This window comes from Streptomyces subrutilus, from assembly GCF_001746425.1.
In the GTDB taxonomy this organism is placed as follows: Bacteria; Actinomycetota; Actinomycetes; order Streptomycetales; family Streptomycetaceae; genus Streptomyces; species Streptomyces subrutilus_A.
Genome location: NZ_MEHK01000001.1, coordinates 1366175 through 1386975, shown reverse-complemented (window position 1 = coordinate 1386975; position 20801 = coordinate 1366175). Strand labels below are relative to the sequence as shown.

At 73.3% G+C, this 20801-nt stretch carries 20 protein-coding genes; 6 read left to right on the top strand and 14 right to left on the bottom strand.

All coding sequences use genetic code 11. From position 1 onward, the window contains the following. Positions 1-59 precede the first annotated feature (59 nt). Positions 60-572 (top strand): rhodanese-like domain-containing protein, encoded by a 513-nt coding sequence (locus BGK67_RS07200; RefSeq protein WP_069919126.1) that lies wholly within the window; start codon positions 60-62, stop codon positions 570-572. A 69-nt stretch (positions 573-641) separates the two neighbouring features. Here the strand turns inward: BGK67_RS07200 and BGK67_RS07195 are convergent, their stop codons facing one another. The 4 genes from BGK67_RS07195 to BGK67_RS07180 form a co-directional block, all read right to left on the bottom strand. Continuing rightward, entirely contained in the window at positions 642-2345 is a 1704-nt protein-coding gene (locus BGK67_RS07195; RefSeq protein ID WP_069919125.1) for a DUF885 domain-containing protein, read from the bottom strand. 204 nt (positions 2346-2549) lie between these two features. Continuing rightward, positions 2550-3968 (bottom strand): GNAT family N-acetyltransferase, encoded by a 1419-nt coding sequence (locus tag BGK67_RS07190; RefSeq protein WP_069919124.1) that lies wholly within the window; start codon positions 3966-3968, stop codon positions 2550-2552. Between the two features lie 115 nt (positions 3969-4083). After that, positions 4084-5652: an alkaline phosphatase D family protein gene (locus BGK67_RS07185; RefSeq protein WP_069919123.1), complete on the bottom strand. Its 1569-nt coding sequence runs from the start codon at positions 5650-5652 to the stop codon at positions 4084-4086. Between the two features lie 106 nt (positions 5653-5758). After that, a complete protein-coding gene (locus BGK67_RS07180) occupies positions 5759-6613 on the bottom strand; it encodes an alpha/beta fold hydrolase (RefSeq protein ID WP_069919122.1) in 855 nt (284 codons plus the stop codon). Between the two features lie 295 nt (positions 6614-6908). Between BGK67_RS07180 and BGK67_RS07175 the strand changes: the two genes are divergently transcribed. Next, the gene (locus BGK67_RS07175; RefSeq protein WP_069919121.1) at positions 6909-7679 is read left to right on the top strand and encodes a GntR family transcriptional regulator; all 771 of its coding nucleotides are present in this window, start codon (positions 6909-6911) and stop codon (positions 7677-7679) included. A gap of 151 nt (positions 7680-7830) precedes the next feature. Here BGK67_RS07175 and BGK67_RS07170 read toward each other — a convergent pair whose 3' ends face one another. From BGK67_RS07170 to BGK67_RS07160, 3 genes are all read right to left on the bottom strand, one after another. Then, positions 7831-8988, bottom strand: coding sequence for an ROK family transcriptional regulator (locus BGK67_RS07170; protein WP_069919120.1), 1158 nt, complete (start codon positions 8986-8988; stop codon positions 7831-7833). Positions 8989-9089: 101 nt separating this feature from the next. Then, positions 9090-9740 (bottom strand): response regulator transcription factor, encoded by a 651-nt coding sequence (locus tag BGK67_RS07165; RefSeq protein ID WP_069919119.1) that lies wholly within the window; start codon positions 9738-9740, stop codon positions 9090-9092. A gap of 4 nt (positions 9741-9744) precedes the next feature. After that, entirely contained in the window at positions 9745-10923 is a 1179-nt protein-coding gene (locus BGK67_RS07160; RefSeq protein ID WP_069919118.1) for a sensor histidine kinase, read from the bottom strand. Positions 10924-11031: 108 nt separating this feature from the next. Here BGK67_RS07160 and BGK67_RS07155 point away from each other — a divergent pair, with 108 nt between their 5' ends. Genes BGK67_RS07155 through BGK67_RS07145 form a run of 3 tightly spaced genes read left to right on the top strand, consistent with a single transcriptional unit; the run spans position 11032 to position 13198 of the window. After that, the gene (locus tag BGK67_RS07155; RefSeq protein WP_069919117.1) at positions 11032-11943 is read left to right on the top strand and encodes an ABC transporter ATP-binding protein; all 912 of its coding nucleotides are present in this window, start codon (positions 11032-11034) and stop codon (positions 11941-11943) included. Between the two features lie 27 nt (positions 11944-11970). Next, complete coding sequence (locus BGK67_RS07150) at positions 11971-12720, top strand: ABC transporter permease (protein ID WP_069919116.1); 750 nt, start codon at positions 11971-11973, stop codon at positions 12718-12720. A 40-nt stretch (positions 12721-12760) separates the two neighbouring features. Then, positions 12761-13198 carry a hypothetical protein gene (locus BGK67_RS07145; protein WP_069919115.1) on the top strand — a complete coding sequence of 146 codons (438 nt, stop codon included), beginning with the start codon at positions 12761-12763 and terminating at the stop codon, positions 13196-13198. Between the two features lie 59 nt (positions 13199-13257). On the opposite strand, the gene mug is transcribed toward BGK67_RS07145, so the two are convergent. The 5 genes from mug to BGK67_RS07120 form a co-directional block, all read right to left on the bottom strand. Next, on the bottom strand, positions 13258-13821 hold the full coding sequence (mug, locus tag BGK67_RS07140) for a G/U mismatch-specific DNA glycosylase (RefSeq protein WP_069923690.1): 564 nt from the start codon (positions 13819-13821) through the stop codon (positions 13258-13260). Continuing rightward, positions 13818-15251 (bottom strand): adenylosuccinate lyase, encoded by a 1434-nt coding sequence (purB, locus tag BGK67_RS07135; RefSeq protein WP_069919114.1) that lies wholly within the window; start codon positions 15249-15251, stop codon positions 13818-13820. The genes mug and purB overlap by 4 nt, the downstream gene beginning before the upstream one ends. A 71-nt stretch (positions 15252-15322) precedes the next feature. Beyond that, positions 15323-16114, bottom strand: coding sequence for an SGNH/GDSL hydrolase family protein (locus BGK67_RS07130; protein ID WP_069919113.1), 792 nt, complete (start codon positions 16112-16114; stop codon positions 15323-15325). 59 nt (positions 16115-16173) lie between these two features. Then, positions 16174-17199 (bottom strand): hemolysin family protein, encoded by a 1026-nt coding sequence (locus tag BGK67_RS07125; RefSeq protein ID WP_069919112.1) that lies wholly within the window; start codon positions 17197-17199, stop codon positions 16174-16176. Further along, the gene (locus BGK67_RS07120) at positions 17196-18563 is read right to left on the bottom strand and encodes a hemolysin family protein (RefSeq protein ID WP_069919111.1); all 1368 of its coding nucleotides are present in this window, start codon (positions 18561-18563) and stop codon (positions 17196-17198) included. The genes BGK67_RS07125 and BGK67_RS07120 overlap by 4 nt, the downstream gene beginning before the upstream one ends. 213 nt (positions 18564-18776) lie before the next feature. On the opposite strand from BGK67_RS07120, the gene BGK67_RS07115 reads away from it, so the two are divergent. After that, entirely contained in the window at positions 18777-19211 is a 435-nt protein-coding gene (locus tag BGK67_RS07115; protein ID WP_069919110.1) for a GNAT family N-acetyltransferase, read from the top strand. On the opposite strand, the gene BGK67_RS07110 is transcribed toward BGK67_RS07115, so the two are convergent. After that, a complete protein-coding gene (locus tag BGK67_RS07110) occupies positions 19183-19836 on the bottom strand; it encodes a class I SAM-dependent methyltransferase (protein WP_069919109.1) in 654 nt (217 codons plus the stop codon). The genes BGK67_RS07115 and BGK67_RS07110 overlap by 29 nt on opposite strands. Before the next feature lie 220 nt (positions 19837-20056). After that, positions 20057-20800 (bottom strand): dethiobiotin synthase, encoded by a 744-nt coding sequence (bioD, locus tag BGK67_RS07105; RefSeq protein ID WP_069919108.1) that lies wholly within the window; start codon positions 20798-20800, stop codon positions 20057-20059. Position 20801: the final 1 nt, after the last annotated feature.

The window sequence follows — 20801 nt, the reverse complement described above, 5'->3', positions numbered from 1 at the left end:
AGGAAAAGGCCGGGGAAATTCACTTCCGGCCGCGTTCAACAGATCGTAGATTTTCAGCCATGACGACGACACGCACCACCTCGACCGCGACCGCCGCCAACCCCGTCCTGCGGGTGCCCCCGGCCTCCCCGGCCGCGGCCGCCGCCTACTTCGCGGCGAGCCTCGCCTTCCACGCGGACGTGTCGGATGTCGCCGCCGCCTTCAAGGCCCACCGCGAGCAGGGCGCCGAGCTCGGCTTCCAGCTGATCGACTCCCGGTCCACGCCCTCCTGGGACCAGGCCCGCGTACCCGGCGCCATCCACCTGCCCACCGCGCTCATCCCCGAGCAGGCCGAGCGGCTCCTCGACAAGAACGTGCCCGTGGTCACCTACTGCTGGGGTCCGGGCTGCAACGGGGGCGCCCGCTCCGCGCTGGCCCTCGCCGAACTCGGCTTCCAGGTCAAGGAGATGCTCGGCGGGATCGAGTACTGGATCCGCGAGGGCTTCGAGGTCGAGACCTGGCAGGGCGGCCAACGGCGCGCCGAGGCCGACCCGCTGACCGCCCCCACCGACTCGGACGACTGCGGCTGCTGAACCGCTCCGCTCCGGCACACCGACGGGCCGCACCCCCAGGGGAGTGCGGCCCGTCCGCGCGGCGGGGGATCAGAGCTTGGAGAGCTCGTCCACCAGGTCGTCCAGCCCCAGCGAACCCTGCGACAGGGCCGCCATGTGCCAGGCCTTCAGGTCGAAGGAATCGCCGTGCGCGGCGCGGGCGTTGTCCCGGCCCAGCAGCCAGGCGCGCTCGCCCAGCTTGTACCCGATCGCCTGACCGGGCATCGACAGGTACCGGGTCAGCTCGCTCTCCACGAAGTCGGCGGGCCGGCCGCTGTGCAGGCCGAAGAACTCCTGCGCGAGATCGGGGGTCCAGGTCTCGCCCGGGTGGAACGGGGAGTCCGCCGGGATCTCCAGGCCCAGGTGCATGCCGATGTCCACGATGACCCGCGCCGCGCGCATCATCTGGCAGTCCAGGTAGCCCAGGCGCTGCTCCGCGTCCTTGAGGTAGCCCAGTTCGTCCATCAGACGTTCCGCGTACAGCGCCCAGCCCTCGGCGTTGGCACTGACGATGCCGACCGTGGCCTGGTAGCGCGAGAGCTGGTCCGCCACGTGCGTCCACTGCGCGAGCTGCAGGTGGTGACCCGGCACGCCCTCGTGGTACCAGGTGGAGACCAGGTCGTACACGGGGAACCGGGTCTGGCCCATGGTGGGCAGCCAGGTCCGGCCCGGACGGGAGAAGTCCTCGGAGGGCGAGGTGTAGTACGGGGCCGCGGCGCCGCCCGGCGGGGCGATGCGGGACTCCACCTTCCGGACTCGCTCGGCCAGTTCGAAGTGCGTGCCGTCGAGGTTCTCGATGGCCTCGTCCATGATGCCCTGGAGCCAGGCCTGGACCTCGTCCACGCCCTCGATGTGGGTGCCGTGCTCGTCGAGGTGGCGCAGCGCGTCCCAAGGGCCGGCGCCGGGCAGGATCTTGGCCGCCTCGGCCTTCATCTCGGCGAGCAGCCGGTGGTACTCGGACCAGCCGTAGGCGTACGCCTCGTCCAGGTCCAGGTCAGTGCCGTTGAAGTACCGCGACCAGCGGGCGTACCGCTCACGGCCGACGGTGTCCGGCTTGCCCTCGACGGCCGGCGCGTACACCGACTCCATCCAGTCGCGCAGTTCCACCACGGAGGCGGTCGCGGCGGCCGCCGCCTGGTCCAGCTCGGCGCGCAGGGCGTCCGGGCCGGCGGAGGCGAAGTCCTCGAAGAAGGCGGGCTCGTCGCCGTCCTGGCCCGCCCAGGCGGAGAGCTGGCCGATCATGGTGGCGGTGGCGCGCGGGCCGCCGTACAGGCCGCGCTCCAGACCCAGGCCCAGGCTCTCGCGGTAGCCGGCGAAGGCGGCGGGTACGGCGCGCAGGCGCTCGGCGATCGCCGCCCAGTCCTCGTCGGTGTCGGCCGGGGTCAGCGTGAAGACCTCGCGGACGGCGTGCGCGGGACTGTGGATGTTGCTGACCGCGCACAGGTCCTCCTCGGCCTCGTGGACGGCGAGTTCGGCCGTGAGGCGCTCGCGCAGCAGGCGGGCGCAGCGGCGCTCGGCGTCGCTGCCGGCGCCGGGGAGCCGCTCCGCCGCGTCGAGGCGGGCGAGGGTGGCGCGGGCGAGCTCGGCCACGGCGGCGCGGCCGGCCGGGGAGAAGTCCGGGAGCTTCCCCGAGCTCGCGGCGACACCGAGGTAGGTGCCGGTGATCGGGTCGAGGGCGATCAGGTCGTCGACGTACGCGTCGGCCACCTGGCGGGGCAGCCTGGTGTCGCTGCCGTTGTGGAGGGTCTCTGACATGGGGACATCTTCGTACGCGGGACGGCGCCACGTCATCACCGTCTGACGCCTGCCTGCTGACGTGAGCGGCTGATCAGCGCGCCGCGGGCGGCCCGGTCCGCCCGCGCCCGGGGGGGGCGGGCAAGCCCGGGGCGGGCCGCTCGGACCCGGTCCGCGGGGCGCTGCCCGCCGCTCGGAGTGCGGGCTTTCGGGGACCCGCCGGTGTCAGTGCCGGTGGTGCGGGCTCTGCTGCTCGCGCGGGAGTTCGTGGGGGAGCCGGGAGACGACCCGGGCGGCGTCCAGCCGGGCCGTGATCACCAGCGTGCCCTCCTCGATCTGGTAGTCGAGGGGCAGGCCCAGCCCGCGCATGGCGGCGACCATGCCGGTGTTCGAGGCCCGGGTGACGGCGTACACGCTGTCGCAGCCGGCCTCGACGGCCATGGAGATGAGACGGCGCAGCAGCTCGGAGCCGATGCCGCGGCGCTGCCATTCGTCCTCGATCAGCAGGGCGATCTCGGTCTCGTCCCCGTCCCACAGCAGGTGGCCGAGCGCGACGAGCTTGCCGGAGACGGTGGTCGCGGCGAGGGTGCGGCCGAAGCGGGGGCTCAGCAGGTGGCCGAGGTAGGCGTCGGCGTCGGAGACCGGGCCGTGGTAGCGCAGGCCGAGGGTGCGTTCGGAGCAGCGGTCGTGCATCGCGCGGGCCGCGGCCTGGTCGGAGTTGTCGGCGCGGCGCACGGTGATCTCGTTGCCCTCGGGCAGGGTCAGCACGTCCTGGCTGCGGGGCACGCGGGGGCCGAGGCGGGCGTCGAGCTCGACCAGGGCGCGGGCGCGCGCGAACTCGGTCGGGGTGAACGGCAGGTAGGGCCGCTCCACGGTGATCGCACCGCCCGAGGGGTCGCGCAGCCGCATGACGGTGGCCTCCAGCACCCCCTCGACCGGGGCGTCGGCGCCGGCGTTGGGGCGGCCAGACAGGGTGGTGGCCGGGATGGAGTGGATCGTGCAGCGGCCCAGGAGCTGGCGCAGGGCGAGCGGGAGTTCGGCGGCGTCCAGGGCGGTCCGGGTGGCCAGGCCCAGGACGCGGGTCGGGGTGTCGACCAGGTCGTGGGCGTCGGCGCGCTCGATCCAGGTGCTGTGGCCGCCGGCGCGGGCGACGGCGCGGGTCAGCTCGGAGGAGGGCAGCTGATGCGGGGCGCGCAGCAGGAACTCGTCGACGGTGCCGCCCTCGGGGAGCGGGTGCGTCTGGAGGGTGAGGATGTCGACGCCGCCGCCGGCGAGGGCGGTGCACAGCGCGGCCAGGGAGCCGGGCTCGTCGCGGACGGTGGTGCGCATCCGCCACAGGGCGGAGGTGGCCGCGGCCGCGCCGGGGGAGGTGGCCCGCGGCTCGGCCGCGTCGCCGGGCGCTGTCCCGTCCGGCGGCGGCGCATGGCTGTGGCGCCTCGCCCACCAGGTGTGGAAGGCCGCCGTGACCAGCAGTGCGACGGCCGAGGCGACCAGCAGGACCGGGCCCCTCGGGCCGTGCACGACGAGATTGGCGATGGCGTCGGCGACCGCGACGGCGCAGAAGAGCGCGGCGAGTTCGACGAGGTCGCGACGCCAGTGGTGGCGGTGGAGACGCTGGGCAGAGGTAACACTACGGTCAGTCATGCGGACCACTGTGGCGCAGGGGTGTTGCGTGATCACGAACGGTCTGTGACCGACTGGTTAAGTGTCCATCTGGACGATTCACCCGGTTTTCCGCGCCCTTTCCGGATGCCGGGGCTCACTGGCCCACGCGGCCGGGCTGGAGCGTTCTGGTGAACAGTACGCCGCCGCCCTGGCGCCGCAGCCGGACGGTGAGTTCTCCGCTGTCGCCGTCGATGTCGACCTCGCCGTAGTAGGGAGGGTTCTCCGACGGGGACATGTTGGCGAGCGGGGCCGACTGCGCGAAAGCCGTCCGGGGGCCGAAGGTGGCGTCCAGCCGCCCGGCGGGGAAGCCGCCCGCGCCGATCGGGCCGGAGACGAACTCCCAGAACGGTGCGAAGTCGGAGAAGGCCGCCCGCTCGGGCGCGTAGTGGTTCGCGGCCGTGTAGTGGACGTCGGCGGTGAGCCACACGGTGCCGGTGATGCGGTGGTGCTTGATGTGGCGCAGGAGTTCGGCGATCTGGAGCTCACGGCCCAGCGGGGCCCCGGGGTCGCCCTGGGCCACGGCCTCGAAGTCCACCGCGCCGTCGGGGACGACGATGCCCAGCGGCATGTCGGCGGCGATCACCTTCCAGGTGGCGCGGGAGCGCGACAGTTCGCGCTTGATCCAGGCCAGCTGCTCGGGACCGAGGATGCCGACCGGGTCCTCGGTCTGGGTGCCGGGGGAGTTGGCGCCCCGGTAGGTGCGCATGTCGAGCACGAAGACGTCGAGCAGCGGGCCGTACCGCATCACGCGGTACATCCGGCCCTCGGCGCGGCCGCCGCGCAGGTCGGTGACGGGGAAGTACTCGCCGAAGGCGCGGCGGGCCCGGGCGGCGAGGACGTCGGCCTCCTTGACGGTGTAGCGGGGATCCTCGATCAGCTGGCCCGGGTACCAGTTGTTGCGCACCTCGTGGTCGTCCCACTGCGCGAGGACGGGGACCTGGGCGTTGAAGTCGCGCAGGTTGCGGTCGAGCAGGTTGTAGCGGAAGTTCCCGCGGAACTCGGCGAGGGTCTCGGCGACCTTCGACTTCTCCTCGGTGGTGACGTTGCGCCAGACGCTGCCGTCGCGCAGGGGGACGGCGGCCTGGATCGGGCCGTCGGCGTAGATCGTGTCCCCGCTGAACAGGAAGAAGTCGGGGTCCCGCAGCCGCATCTCCTCGAAGACGCGGTAGCCGCCGAGGTCGGGATTGATGCCCCAGCCCTGGCCCGCCAGGTCCCCCGACCACACGAAGCGCACGTCCTGGCGGCGGGAGACGGGGGTGGTGCGGAAGCTGCCGCGGACCGGCTCGCCCGTGCGGCGCGGGTCGTCGGGGTCCGCCAGGACGACCCGGTAGTGGATCTGCCGGCCGGGCGGCAGGTCGCGCAGGACGGTGGTGCCGGTGAAATCCCCGGACGGGCCCAGCAGCGGGCCGCGGTGGCGGCGTACGGCGTAGCGGAACGCCTCGCTCGGGGACGTCTCCACGTACATCCGGGCGGGGCGGTCCGAGCGGGTCCAGACCGTGGCCGAGTGCGCGGTGACCTCGCCGGACTGCACACCCCACAGCGCGTGCGGGCGGCCTGAGCGGGCGAAGGCGGGGGCGGCGAGCGCCGGGGCGGCGAGCAGCGCGGTGGACAGGGCGACGGAACCGCCGAGGAGGGTCCGTCGGGTGTGCGGGTTCGGTGCCATCGGTGGGTCTCCAGGGGCCGGCGGGATCGGGCCGCACCAGCGTGCCGCCGCACCCCGGCCCGGCCGCGTCCGCCACGCGAACCCCGGATGAACAGCCGTCAGCAGGTCAGGCGGCCGCGGGCGCTACCGCACCGCGGGCGGTGTCCAGGACGACCCGGGCGACGAGCGCGGGATCGTCGCCCATCGGTACGTGGCCGCAGCCCGGGAGCCGCACCAGCCGGGCGCCCGGGAGGGTGTGCTTGGCACGCACGCCCTGACGGCGCGGGAGCAGCCGGTCGCGGGTGCCCCAGGCGATGGTGACCGGCAGACCGGGCACGTCCGCGGTGAACCGTACGGAACCGCCGGCGGCCAGCGTCTTCTCGAACCCGGTGGCATCGCGCAGGGCCAGCGTCTCGGCGACCACGGCGTCCGGTGAACGGCGGGCCGGGCGGGCGTAGATGGTGCCGGTGAGGGCCGCCCGGCCGGCCGGGGCCTGCGAGAGCCGGTCCAGCAGGGGGCGGGGCAGCGCCCTGGCGCCGGCGCGCATCGCGAGCAGGGTGGCGAAGGCGTAGCGGCGCTCGCCCTCCGTCCAGAACCCGGCGGGGGAGAGCGCCGTCACCGAGCGGGCCAGGCCGATCCGCCCCATTTCGAGCGCGAGCAGACCGCCGAGCGAGTTGCCCGCCACGTGCGGCCGCTCGACGCCGAGCGCGGCGCACAGCGCCCCGAGCGCGGGGGCGACGGTGTCCAGGTCGTACGGGACCCCCTCGGGCAGCGGCTCCGAGGCGCCGAAGCCGGGCAGGTCGACGGCGATCACGTCGTACTGGGCGGCCAGGATGTCCGTCACCGGGTGCCATGCCTGGAGGTGGTGGCCGATGCCGTGCAGCAGGAGGAGCGGTTCGCCCGCGCCCTGGCGCTCGTAGGCGACGGTGGCGGTGCGCGGGCCGAGCGGCGAATCGATGGTGGACGAGACCGTGGCGGTCATGCTGCTCCTCGTCGGTGGACGCGTACGAGACAAGCTGTCAGTAGTACCCATCGCAATGATTACCGCCCGGTAGCGCTTGACTACAAGCCCTTGGAGCCTGTCGGTGCACGAGAACATCCCGTGAACGGCTTGATACCCATGCCCGATCTGCCCGGCAAAGGGCTGAGCATTGGTCTTGACCAAGGGGGTGCTCCGTCCTATCGTCGCAGGGATAGTGCAGGAACCTTTAATAAACAAGGGCGCGGAACTGCCGCTGGAACACACGGCGAGTGCAGCGATGGCAGGAGGATTCAGGGTGGGGACCACGCAGCTCGAAACGGTGCCGGAGCCGAAGTACTGGCACCTCAAGACCGTCCTCAGTGAAGCGCTCGACCAGGACTTCGCCGTCGGCGAGGTGCTGCCCAACGAGCGGGAGCTCGCGGCCCGTTTCGGAGTCGCCCGCGCGACCCTGCGCCAGGCGCTGGAGCAGCTCGAACTCGAAGGGCGCCTGCAGCGGCGCCGCGGCGTCGGCACCACGGTCGCCCCGCCGCGCGTCGGCGTCTCCGTCGGCAGCACGCAGCACGGCTGGCCCGGTGAGGGCGTCGACGGCTGGGAGCCCGTGGACGCGGGCGAGGGCCTGCCGTCGGCCGCGGTCCTCAAACTGCTCGGTGCGGGTGGCGCCTTCGCCGCCGACCAGCCCGTCCACACGGTCCGCCGGACCCGCGTCACCCAGGGACAGGTCGTCGCCGCCGAACTGCTCTACGTGCCGGCCGCCTCCGTGCCCGGACTGCCCGCCATCGAGGCCCCGAGCGGACCGGCCCGCGCCCGCGCCGTCCTGCGCGAACTCCAGCGGCTGGTCCTCGACGGCCAGGACCGCTCGGTCGAGCTCGGCTCCGCCCGGGCCGCCGACGCCAAGGAGCTGGACCGCCTGCCGGGCGCCCCGGTCCTGCTGGTCACCACGCGGTACTTCACCGCCGAGGGCACGGCCGCGGTCTCGGTGGCCACCTACCGTGCCGACACCTGCCGGCTGACCTTCGGCGACTCGGGCGACGTCGAGATCACGCACGAGTCGCGCGTCGCCTCCTGAACCATCCCGCACCAGCCTGGCCACCCGCCGACGGGACCCCGTCCGGTCGGCGGGGCGTCAGCGGCCGTGGGCCGTCGGGCGGTCGGCGGGTCGGCAGCGGCGGCGGGGCTTCAGGGGCGGTGGGGCGTCAGGGGCGGTGGGGCGACGGGTGTCAGCGGCGGCGGGTCGTGACCGTCTTCTCCACCGCGAAGAGCTCTTCCTCGACGTGGTCCAGTGCGAGCCGCAGCGCCCCGGTGGCCACCGCGGCCTCGCCCAGCATCGACAGGGCCACCCTGGGAGGCCGCAGGCAGTAGCGCTGCAGCTCCTGGCGCAGGGGGTCCAGCACCCCGTCCAGGCCGGCGGCCCAGCCGCCGACGACGACCAGCTCCGGATCCATCGCCAGGACCAGCGCCGCCACGTCGTGGACCAGGCGCTGGATGAACCGCTGTACGGCGGCCACCGCCCGCTCGTCGCCCCGCCGGGCCATCGCGAAGACCTCGGCGACGGCGGGTTCGTCCAGCGGGTGCAGCGGCTCGCCGGTGGTGGACAGCAGCTTCTCGGGAGTGGCCTCCCGGCCCAGCAGGTGTAGGGCGCCGATCTCACCGGCCGCCCCGCCGAATCCCCGGTGCAGCCGCCCGCCGATCAGTGAGCCCGCACCCGGGCTGAGCCCCGCCATGACGAACACCATGTCGTCGGTGTCCCGCGCGGCGCCCTTCCAGTGCTCGGCGACCGCCGCCGCGTTGGCGTCGTTCTCCACCTGTACCGGGCAGCGGAACGAGCGCCGCAGCCGGTCCCCGAGCGGCAGCCCGGTCCAGCCGGGCAGCGCCGTGCCGAGGCGGACCGTGCCGTCCGCCTCCACGATCCCGGGGCTGCCGACGCCGACCGCCCGCAGCGAGTCGCGCGGAACCCCGGCCCGGCGCAGCAGGTCCGCCACCGCCGCCCGCACCCGGTCCAGCCGTTCGTCGGCCGAAGCCGTCTCGGCGACCTCCTTGGTGCCGGCGCCGATGACCCGCCCGTCCAGCCCGGACAGCAGGACCGCGACCCGGTGCGAACCGATCTCGATGCCGAGCAGGTGCCCCGCCTCGGCCCGGAACCGGAACCTCCGGGCAGGACGTCCCTGCCGTCGCGCGCCTTCCTCGGCCTCGGCCTCGACGACGAGCCCGGTCCCGATCAGTCCTTCGACGACTCCCTCGACGGTCGGCCGGGAGAGCCCGGTGACCCGGGTGAGGTCGGTGAGGGTCGGCGACTGGGCCGCGCGCAGTGCCCGAAGCACCACGGCGGAGTTGATCCGCCGGAGCAGGGAGGGATCCCCGCCGGTCAGCTGCCCCAACGTGTGTCCTCCCAGCGGGTGAGCCTGTCAGCCGGATCGTACTGCGCACCCGTCACGGCGGCGAGAAGCGGCCCCCCATCGGCCGGAATACGCCCCTCCCCTCAGGCCGGGGCGACGAACCCCGACTCGTACGCCGTGATCACCGCCTGGGTCCGGTCCCGCGCGCCCAGCTTCGCCAGGATCGCACTGACGTGGGACTTCACCGTCTCCGCGCCGATGATCAGCTCGCCCGCGATCTCCACGTTGGTCAGGCCCCGCGCCATGAGCCGCAGCACCGACTCCTCCCGCTCGGTCAGTGCCGCCCGCTCCAGAGCGGCCCGGGCCTGCCGGTTGCCGTACTCCGCGGCCAGCGCCCGCACCGCGGCCGGGAAGAGCAGCGTCTCGCCCTCCGCCACCAGCCGTACCGCGTGCACGATCTCCGAGGGCCGGGCCCGCTTGAGCAGGAACCCGTCCGCGCCGGCCCGCAGAGCCTGGTAGACGTACTCGTCGTTCTCGAAGGTCGTGACCACCAGGATCTTCGGCGGCGAATCCACCGTCCGCAGGACCGCCCGGGTCGCCTCGATCCCGTCGAGCAGCGGCATCCGCACATCCATCGCCACCACGTCGGGCCGCAGCTGCCGCACCAGCGGCACGACCGACGCCCCGTCGGCCGCCTCGCCCACCACTTCGATGTCGGGCTGGGCTTCCAGGACGGCGCGCAGACCCGCGCGCACCAGGGGTTCGTCGTCGACGAGCAGTACGGTAACCGGCATCCCGTCAGCGTATTCGCTCCAGCGGAAGCCGGGCGCGCACCCTCCAGTTGCCCTCGTGCGGCCCGGTCTCGGCCTCCCCTCCCAGCAGTGCGGCACGCTCCCGCATCCCGCGCAGCCCGCCGCCCGTCCCCGTCATCAGCGCCGGCCCGTCCGGCAGCGGGTTGAGCACCTCCAGGTCCAGCCGGCCGACCGCCGCCTCGATGCGCACCCGGACCGGCACCGGACCGCAGTGGCGCAGCACATTCGTCAGTGCCTCCTGGAGGATCCGGTACCCCTCACGGGTGACGGGCCCCGGCAACTGCTCCAGCGGGCCGGACAGTTCGGCGTCCACCGTGGAACCGGAGGCCCGCGCCGACTGCAGCAGCCGGTCGGCATCGGCCAGGGTGGGCCGTTGCGAGGGCGGCTGCGCGGACTCCCGCAGCACCAGCAGCACCCGCTCCAGATCCTCCATCGCGGCCCGGCCGGTCTCCTCGATCGCGCACAGCGCCCGCTCGGTGAACTCCGGGTTCCCCGCGGCCCGCGCGGCGCCCGCCTGTACGACCGCCACGGTCAGCGCGTGCCCGATGGAATCGTGCAGCTCCCTCGCGATCCTGGTCCGCTCCAGCAGCTGCTCGGTCCGCGCCTCGAGCGCGCTGAGCCGCTCGGCGGCCGAAGGCCCCAGCAGCCTGGCGGCGATCGCCGTGACGGCATCGCCCAGCAGGACCACCACGACCAGCAGCAGGAGGAGCGGTACCGGCACGAGGAGCACGGCCGCCCAGCGGGGCGGGACGTAGGGCAGGATCACATCGTCCCCGCCCAGCGGCTGCCCCGCTCCGGCCAGGATCAGCTCCAGCGTCATCATCGGGAGCCACACGGTGGCCACCATCGCCGCGCTCGCGATCACGAGACGTATCTCCAGCCACGCGACCGTCCGCCAGCGGTCCCCCCACCGGGCCGACGGAGCGGTGCTGATGGACCCGTCGTGGCTGCCGCGCTCGTGCGGGGTCAGCAGGAACTGGGCCTGGAGCCCCTCGGCCACCCGCACCCACGGGATCAACCCGAACGGCGCCACGATCAGGGCCGGCATCCAGGGCCACGCCGGCTCTATGAACATCCAGATGGACACGATGAGGACGGGCACGAGCAGGTGCAGCCAGCGGGTGTACGTGATCCCGCGGAGGGGAGCACGAAGCAGTCGGTCCATGTCCTCATCCTGGCAGCCGGCCGCACGGCGACGTCTCCCCCGTGCGGGGGAGACGATCCCCCCGCGCGGGGGAGGGCGGGGGGTGGGGCCGGCGGCGAATGTTGAGGCATGAACACGATCGAGATCCGAGCACTCACCAAGGAGTTCGGCGGCCACCGTGCGGTGGACGGCCTCACCTTCGACGTCCTGCCGGGACGGGTCACGGGATTCCTGGGCCCCAACGGCGCCGGCAAGTCCACTACGATGCGCCTGCTGTTGGGCCTGGACCGGGCCACGTCGGGCACGGCCACCATCGGCGGCCGCGACTACGCGGACTTCCCGGACCCGCTGCACCGGGTCGGCGCCCTGCTGGACGCTCAGGCGGCGCACGGCGGCCGTACCGCCCGCGACCACCTCCGCTTCATCGCCGCGGCCGGCCGCGTGCCGATGAGGCGGGTGGACGAGGTCCTGGAGCAGGCCGGGATAGCCACCGTGGCCGAGCGGCGGATCAAGTCGTTCTCGCTCGGCATGCGCCAGCGCCTCGGCATAGCCGCCGCGCTGCTGGGCGACCCCGGAGTGCTCCTGCTGGACGAGCCGACCAACGGCCTCGACCCCGAGGGCATCATCTGGATACGGGAGCTGATGCGCGGCTTCGCCGCTGACGGACGCACCGTGCTGGTCTCCAGCCACCTGATGTCGGAGACCTCGGCGCTCGCCGACCACCTGGTCGTCCTCGGCAACGGCAAGCTGCTGGCCGATACCTCGATGAAGGAGTTCATCGACGCCCGCAGCATCCCGAAGGTGCGCGTGCGCACTTCCGACCCGATCCGGCTGCGGGCCGCCCTGACCCGGGACGGTTTCGAGCTGGTGACCGCCGACGGCGGGCGGTGGACCGTCGAAGGCCTGCGGGCCGAGCAGCTCGGTGCGCTGGCCGCCCGCGAGGGCATCCCCGTGCTGGAACTCTCCGACGAGCGCGCCTCGCTGGAGCAGGCCTACCTCGACCTCACCGCCGATCACGCCCAGTTCACCGCAACCCGCTGACCATCCCCACCTTCAGGAGGCACCGCCATGCGCGCCGCTCTGCCCACCCTCCCCGTCCTGCACTCGGAATGGATCAAAATACGGTCCCTGCGCGGCTCGCTCGGTGCGCTGACAGCCGTGTTCGTGGCCACCGCGGGCATCCAAGTGCTGACGGCCGCGGCGATAGGCACAGCCGAGGCCGGCAGCATGGGACAGGACCCGCTCTACGCGGCCTACTACGGGCTTCTGTTCGGCCAGATCGCCGCCATGGCCTTCGGCGCGGGCGCCCTGTCCTGCGAGTTCCAGAACGGCGCCCTGCGCACCTCACTGGCCGCCGTGCCCAACCGCACCCGGTTCTACCTGTCGAAGATGGCGGTGGTGGGCGGACTGACCCTGCTCATAGGCCAGATCACCGGGCTGGTCACCTTCCTCGGCGGGCAGGCCTTCATGGGCCCTTACGCCCTTGAGCTCGGCGACCCGGGTACCTACCGTGCCATCGTCGGCTCCGGTCTCTACCTGGCGCTGATGGCTTTGTTCGCGGCCGGGCTGACCGCGGTGCTGCGGAGCGGAACGGCCGTGCTGAGCCTGCTCATACCCTTCGTCCTGCTGGTCTCGTTCATCGTCGGCGAGGCCTCGGGCGGCCTGGCGCAGTTCCTGCCGGACCGCGCCGGACAGATGGTGATGCACTCGCAGGGGCAGGAGGGCCTCGGCCCCTGGGCCGGACTTGCCGTGATGGCCCTGTGGGCGGGTGCGGCGGTGTTCGGCGGATGGCTGGCGGTGCGGCGCAGGGACGTGTGACCGGGGGCCAGTTGTCAGTGGTGGTCGGGATACTGACGGTATGACCACGGCAGAGCATCTCGACACGATTGACCGGCTCAGGGTGCGGGAGTTCCCCACCGAGCCGGTCTGGTCCGGCGGGCAGAGCAGCGGCCCGGGTTACCACCTCGTCCCGGTCGGCAGGACCGCGGACTTCTGGGAGGACGGCGGCGCGGGCCGCGCCGAGGCGGCCGACCAGATCAACGCCGAGTACGGGGCGCTCGCCCAGGCCCTGTCCGACCGGTGGGGAGCCCCGCAGGTCTTCAGCCTGGGAACGCTGAGGGAGCGCGGGTTCGACGGCGAGGAGATACCCGAGCCGTGGGACGAGCTGAGCAACAGCACGGACCACGTGCACCTGTGGCGGGCCGGAGAGCAGTGGCTGGTGGCCTACGTGGCCCGGTGGGACGAGGGGGACCCGTACCTGCTGATGGCAGGGGTCACGGTCATCGACCCGCCGTAGGCGGTCTTTCCGCATCTTGCCGGGCAGCGCGGGTCCGACAGGATCCGAAAAGAGAGCGCCTAGGGTTCGGGGAGCTCGCGGAGTTCGGAGGCGTCGGCGGCCGCGCGCAGGCGGGCGTACTCCTGGGCCATGGACTCGGCCGTCCAGTGGGCGTTGAGGCCGCTGGGGTTGGGAAGGGCCCAGACGCGGGTGGAGCCGATGGTCCGCTCCTGGGGGCCGATCCGGGCCTTCCGCTCGCCGAAGGCGGTGCGGTAGGCGGTGACGCCGACCACGGCGAGCCACTGGGGGCGCAGCAGTTCCACCTTGGCCGTCAGGATGCGGCCGCCCTCGCGGAACTCCTCGGTGGTCAGCTCGTCGGCGCGGGCCGTGGCGCGGGCCACGACGTTGGTGATGCCGAGGCGGTAGGTCAGCAGTTCCTCCTGCTCCGCGGGGTCCAGGCGGCGGGGCGTGAAGCCGGACAGGTGCAGGACGGGCCAGAAGCGGTTGCCGGGGCGGGCGAAGTGGTGGCCCGTCGCGGCGGAGAGGAGACCGGGGTTGATGCCGCAGAAGAGCACGCGCAGACCGCCCGCGACCACGTCCGGGATGACGCGGTCACGGGCGGCGTTGAGCTCGTCGGGGGTCAGAGGATCGACCCCGGCGCGTACCCGGCGGCCTCCGGGTGCTGCTTGGCGATGGCCTCGATGCGGGAGACCACCGCCGCGACCTGGTCGCCCGCCGCGCCGGTGAAGGACAGCTTGTCGGCCATCAGGGCGTCGAGCTGGGCACGGTCCAGCGGCATCCGGTCGTCGGCGGCCAGCTTGTCCAGCAGCTCGTTGCGCTCGGCGCCCTGCTCGCGCATGTCGAGCGCGGAGGCGACCGCGTGCTCCTTGATGACCTCGTGGGCGGCCTCGCGGCCGACCCCGGCGCGCACCGCGCCCATCAGGACCTTGGTGGTGGCGAGGAACGGCAGGTAGCGGTCCAGCTCGCGGGCGACGACCGCCGGGAAGGCGCCGAACTCGTCCAGCACCGTCATGAAGGTCTCCAGCAGGCCGTCGAAGGCGAAGAACGCGTCCGGCAGGGCCACGCGGCGGACCACGGAGCAGGAGACGTCGCCCTCGTTCCACTGGTCGCCGGCCAGCTCGCCGGTCATCGAGGCGTAACCGCGCAGGATGACCATCAGGCCGTTCACGCGCTCGCAGGAGCGGGTGTTCATCTTGTGCGGCATCGCGGAGGAGCCGACCTGGCCCGGCTTGAAGCCCTCGGTGACCAGCTCGTGGCCGGCCATCAGGCGGATCGTCTTGGCGATCGACGACGGGGCGGCGGCCAGCTGCACCAGGGCGGTGACCACGTCGTAGTCGAGGGACCGCGGGTAGACCTGGCCGACCGAGGTGAAGGCCTGGGCGAAGCCGAGGTGGGCGGCGATCCGCTGCTCCAGGTCGGCGAGCTTGGCCGCGTCGCCGCCGAGCAGGTCGAGCATGTCCTGGGCGGTGCCCACCGGGCCCTTGATCCCGCGCAGCGGGTAGCGGGCCAGGAGGTTCTCGAGGCGGTCGTAGGCGACCAGCAGCTCATCGGCGGCCGTCGCGAAGCGCTTGCCCAGGGTGGTCGCCTGCGCGGCGACGTTGTGGGAGCGGCCGGCCATGACCAGCTCGGCGTGCTCGCCGGCCAGATTGCCCAGGCGGGCCAGGACGGCGACCGTGCGGTCACGGGCCAGCTCCAGCGAGAGCCGGATCTGGAGCTGCTCGACGTTCTCGGTCAGGTCGCGGGAGGTCATGCCCTTGTGGACGTGCTCGTGGCCGGCGAGGGCGTTGAACTCCTCGATGCGGGCCTTCACGTCGTGCCGGGTGACCTTCTCGCGCTCGGCGATGGAGGCGAGGTCGACCGTCTCCAGGACGCGCTCGTAATCGGCGAGGGCCGCGTCGGGGACCTCGATGCCGAGGTCCTTCTGGGCGCGCAGCACGGCGAGCCACAGCCGCCGCTCCAGCGTCACCTTGTACTCGGGGGACCACAGGACGGCGAGCTCCGCGGAGGCGTAGCGGCCGGCCAGGACATTGGGGATGCGGGGCTTGGCAGTCACGTAGAGGGATTCTACTTGGGCCGCGGCTGTGCGTTTACGCAGGTAGGGACCCCGGCTCCGATTGTGCCTTGCTACGAGAGGGGATCCTGCGCCACGGGCTCGTAGGGCAGCAGTTCCGGGCGCTTGGCCGGGCGGCCGTCCCCGGAGGAGCGGCCCGTCAGGCGGCGTCCGACCCAGGGGAGCAGGTGCTGCCGGGCGAAGCTCAGGTCCTGGGAGCGGCGTACCGCCCAGCCCGGGGGCAGCGCGGCGGGCAGTTCCGTGCGCCAGTCCAGCTCGGCGGGCAGGCCGAGGGCCTGCCAGACGGCTTCGGCCACCCGGCGGTGGCCCTCGGCCGTCAGGTGCAGCCGGTCGACGTCCCACATGCGGGGGTCGCCGAGCGAGGCTGCCCCGTACAGGTCGACCACCAGGGCGCCGTGCCGTGCCGCGAGCTCCTCGATGATGGCGAAGAGCTCCTCCATGCGCGGACGGAAGCGCTCCATGACCGGCCCGCTGCGTCCCGGCGAGCGCATCAGGACGAGGTGCTTGCAGGACGGGGCGATCAGTTCCACGGCCGCCTCCAGGTGCCCCCGGACCCGGCCCATGTCCACCTTGGGGCGCAGGGTGTCGTTCAGTCCGCCGACCAGCGTGACCACGTCGGCGCCCATGGCCGCCGCGACCGGGGCCTGCTCCTCGGCGATCTGCCCGATCAGCTTCCCGCGGACCGCCAGGTTCGCGTAGCGGAAGCCGGGCTCGCGCGCCGCGAGGCGGGCGGCCAGCAGGTCGGCCCAGCCCCGGTAGGAGCCGTTGGGCAGCAGGTCGGACATGCCCTCGGTGAAGGAGTCGCCGACCGCGACGAAACTGGTGTAAGAGGCATTCATCTCCATGGCGGGAGCGATGCTACCGCGCGGTACCCCGGCCCCGCGGGGCCGGGGTACCACACCCGTCAGGCGGAAGCCGGCCTGCCGAACAGCTCCCGCAGCACGTCCTCCATGCTGACCAGGCCCGTCATGGCTCCGTCCGGCCCCAGTACGGCGGCCAGGTGCGTCCGGCTGCGCCGCATGGCGGTCAGCACGTCGTCCAGCGGGGTCTCCGCCCGGACCTGGGCGATCGGCCGCAGCGCGGGCACCGGGAAGGGCTCGTCGCGGGCACCCGGGTCCGCGTCCAGGGCGTCCTTGACGTGCAGGTAGCCCAGGATCCGGTGCTGGGCGTCGATCACCGGGAAACGGGAGTAGCCGGTCTGCGCCGACATCCGCTCCAGGCCCGCCGGCGTGATGCCCTCCCGCGCCGACCTCACCCGGTCCGCCGGCAGCACCACATCGGTGACCGGCCGGCGGCCCAGTTCCAGGGCGTCGTGCAGGCGCTCGCTCGCCCGGTCGTCCAGCAGACCCGCATTGCTGGAGTCCTTGACCATCCGCGCCAGCTCGTCGTCCGAGAAGGTCGCCGCGACCTCGTCCTTCACCTCCACCCGCAGCAGGCGCAGCAGGGCGTTGGCGAAGGCGTTGATCGCGAAGATCACCGGCCGCAGCCCCCGCGTGAGGGTCACCAGCGGCGAGCCCAGCAGCAGCGCGGTGCGCACCGGTTCGGCCAGCGCCACGTTCTTCGGCACCATCTCGCCGAAGAGCATGTGCAGGTACGTCGCCAGCGCCAGGGCCACCGCGAAGGAGATCGCGTGCGTCAGGGCGGACGGCACCCCGACGGCGTCGAACAGCGGCGTGAGCAGGTGGGCGATGGCCGGTTCGGCCACCACGCCCAGCACCAGGGTGCACAGGGTGATGCCGAGCTGGGCCGCCGCCATCATGGCCGACACGTGCTCCAGACCCCACAGCACCGCGCGGGCCCGCCGGTCGCCCTGTTCGGCGTACGGCTCGATCTGGCTGCGCCGGACCGAGATCAGCGCGAACTCCGCGCCGACGAAGAAGGCGTTGACGACCAGGGTCGCCAGGCCGATCAGCAGCTGAACAGCGGTCATCGGCCCTTCTCCCCGTCCTTCTCGTCCTTGTCGTACTTCTCGGCCGTCCCGCCGTCCGGCTCGGGCGGTACGTGCAGCAGCACCCGCGCGGCCCGGCGCCCGCCGGCGTCCACCACGTCCAGGTGCCAGCCGTCCAGGTCGAGGCTGTCCCCGACGGACGGGATCCGGCCCAGCTCGGTCGCTATCAGCCCGGCCAGGGTCTCGTACGGGCCCTCCGGCACGCGCAGTCCGATGCGCTGGAGCTGGTCGGTGCGGACCGCGCCGTCGGCGGAGTACACGCGGCGCCCGTCCTCGTCCGTGCCGGCCGGGGCTAGGTCCGCGGTCTCGTGCGGGTCGTGCTCGTCGCGGACCTCGCCGACGACCTCCTCGACGATGTCCTCGAGGGTCGCCACACCCGCCGTGCCGCCGTACTCGTCGATGACCACGGCCATCGTCTGCTTGCCGGACAGCCGGTCCAGCAGCCGGTCCACGGTCAGCGACTCCGGTACCAGCAGCGGCTCGCGCAGCAGCTGCGACACCGGGCGCCGGTGGCGCTCCTCGGCGGGCAGGGCCAGAACGTCCTTGATGTGGACGGTGCCGACGACCGTGTCCAGGCTGCCCCGGTAGACCGGGAAACGGGACAGGCCGGTGGCCAGGGTCGCGTTCGCCACGTCCTCGGCGGTCGCCTGCACGTCCAGGGCGGTGACCTGGACGCGCGGGGTCATCACGTTCTCCGCGGTCAGGTCGGCCAGGTTCAGGGTCCGTACGAACAGCTCGGCGGTGTCCTTCTCCAGCGCGCCCGCCTTGGCGGAGTGCCGCGCCAGGGCGACCAGCTCCTGCGGGGTGCGGGCGGAGGCCAGCTCCTCGGCCGGCTCCAGCCCGAAGCGGCGCACCATGTGGTTCGCGGTGGTGTTGAGGTGGCTGATCAGGGGCCTGAAGGCCCGGCTGAAGACCCGCTGCAGCGTCGCCACGCGCTTGGCGATCGCCAGCGGGGAGGAGATCGCCCAGTTCTTGGGCACCAGCTCGCCGACGACCATCAGGACGATGGTCGACAGGACCGTGCCGAGGACCAGGGCGGTGGAGGAGGCGGCACTGGCCGACAGCCCCATGGACTGGAACGGGCCCTGGAGCAGGGCGGCGATCGACGGCTTGGAGATCATGCCGATGACCAGGCCGGTCACGGTGATGCCGAGCTGGGCGCCGGAGAGCTGGAAGGTCAGGGTCCGGACGGCGGCCAGAGCGCTGTCGGCTCCCCGCTCACCGCGCTCGACGGCCTTTTGGAGCTCACTGCGCTCGACGGTGGTCAGCGAGAACTCGGCCGCGACGAAGACTCCGCAGGCAAGGCAGAGCAGGAGCGCCACGACGAGCAGGAGCACTTCGGTCATCGCTCGATCACCTCCGTCCCATGATCGGCCAGGAGGCGGGGGGTCGCGCGATGCCTCGCACGGGGGAAGCGGGAATCTCGTGGACTGGGAGGCTCGCCCATGGGCGGACGCTCACACCTTTCAATCAGGAGGATCTTTGCCCCCATGGTAAAGGAGGGGCAAAGAGGGGGGATCATTCTTTTGGCGGAGCGGCCCGGATGATGGGATCCGGACATGAGCGATCTTCACATCGGCCCTGCTGCGGCGGCCGATCTCACCGCCGTACTGGACTTCTGGCAAGCCGCTGCCGAGGGGACGAGTATCAGCGACGATCTCGCCGGGGTCGAGCGGCTCCACGCCCGCGACCCGCACGCGCTGCTGCTCGCCCGCCGTGACGGGCAGCTCGTCGGCACCGTCATCGCCGGGTTCGACGGCTGGCGCTGCCACCTCTACCGGCTCGCCGTCCACCCGGCACACCGCAGGCAGGGCATAGGCAGCGCCCTGCTGGCCGCGGCCGAGGAGCGGTTCGAGGCGCTCGGCGGACGGCGCGCGGACGCCATGGTGCTCGACCGCAACGCCTCCGCGCACCGGGCGTGGGACGCGGCCGGCTACCGGCCCGAGGAGCAGTGGACCCGCTGGGTCAAGCCACTCGGCGCGCCGACCCGATGACGCAGTAGGACGTGGGCAGCGCCGGGCCGCGCTCGGGCAGCCGGAAGCTGCGCTGCGAGACGATCCGGAACCCGGCCGCCTCCACCGCGGCGAGCGGGTCGCGGGAGGTGTGGCAGCCGCCGAAGAGCAACGGCCAGACGGTACGGTCCAGCGCGCGCTGGACGGAGGCCATGCCGGGGCCGGGCGCCAGGCCGTGCTCGAAGAAGCGCAGCTCCGCGTCGGGGCGGAGCACGCGGTGCAGTTCGGCGAGGGAGCGGGCCAGGTCCCGTACGGAGCACAGCACCAGGGAGGCGACGGCGGCGTCGAAGGCCTCGCTCTTGACGGGGAGCGCCTCGGCGGCGGCGGGTACGACGTCCACCGGGACCTCGACGCGCAGGGCCGCCTGGGTGGCGAGCCGGCGGAGGGTGCGGTCCGGTTCCACGGCGACGACCTCGGAGACCGCGCGGGGGTAGTGCGGGAAGTTCAGGCCGTTCCCGGCGCCGATCTCGATCACGCGGCCGGACACTCCGTGGAGGAGCTCGCGGCGGAGGGCGGCGATGCCGGCGCGGGTCTCGGCGGATCGGCTGGCTCGGGCGTAGAAGCGGGCGAAGAGCGGGTGGTGAACCGGGTCGTGGCGCGGCGGCATGGCGGACCTCCGGGGGCGGGGGCGGTGGCGTACGTACCCGTACCTTCAGCCTGCCCCTGTCGGCCGGGCCTCATCCCTCCCGGGGGTGCCGTGCCGTTGCCGGCGCTGCGCCGGGCCCCGCGCCTCGAGCGCCGGCGGGGCTGGATTTTGCCCGGCGGGGCCTCGCGTCTGCCGGGCAGGTGCGGCGCCGTTGCCGGGGCTCCGCCCCGGGCCCCGCGCCTCAGGCGTCGGCGGGGGTGAACTCCGGGGGTGCCCATGTGGTCAGGAAGGAGGTGGGAGACCAGGTGCCGCTGAGGGGTGGGGCGAGCCAGGTGGGGGACTGGGTGCGGAAGTCCGGTGGCGGGAGGGTGCCCGCGCCTTCCGGGATCGCGCCCAGGAGGGGGACGCCCGCGGACTTCGGGAGGTCGGCCAGGTTGCAGCGGGAGGCCAGGTCTGGGGAGGCGGGCCAGCTGCCGACGACCACGCCCAGCGCCGTCAGGCCCCGCGCCCGCAGGGCCTGCGCCGTCAGGGTGGTGGAGTTGAGGGTGCCGAGGCCCGCCGCGGCGACCACCAGGACCGGGGCGCCCAGCAGGACCGCGGCGTCGGCCAGGGTGTGGCCCGCCTCGTCGAAGCGGACCAGCAGGCCGCCCGCGCCCTCCACCAGGACCAGGTCGTGGTGGAGGGACAGCTCGCGGGCCGCCTCGGCGATCTCCGAGGGGGAGAGCGTCGGCAGCCCGGCCCGGCGGGCCGCCGTGTCCGGGGCCAACGGCTCCGGGTAGCGGGCCAGTTCCCTCGCCGTGACGGCGGGGCCGGCCAGCCGGACGGCCTCCGCCGCGTCCCCCGGCTCGTCCGGGCCGACACCGGTCTGGGCGGGCTTGAGCACCGCCACCGAGCGCCCAGCGGCCACCGCCGCGGCGGCGACCGCCGAGGTGACCACGGTCTTGCCGATCTCCGTGCCCGTACCGGACACGACCAGAATGGACATC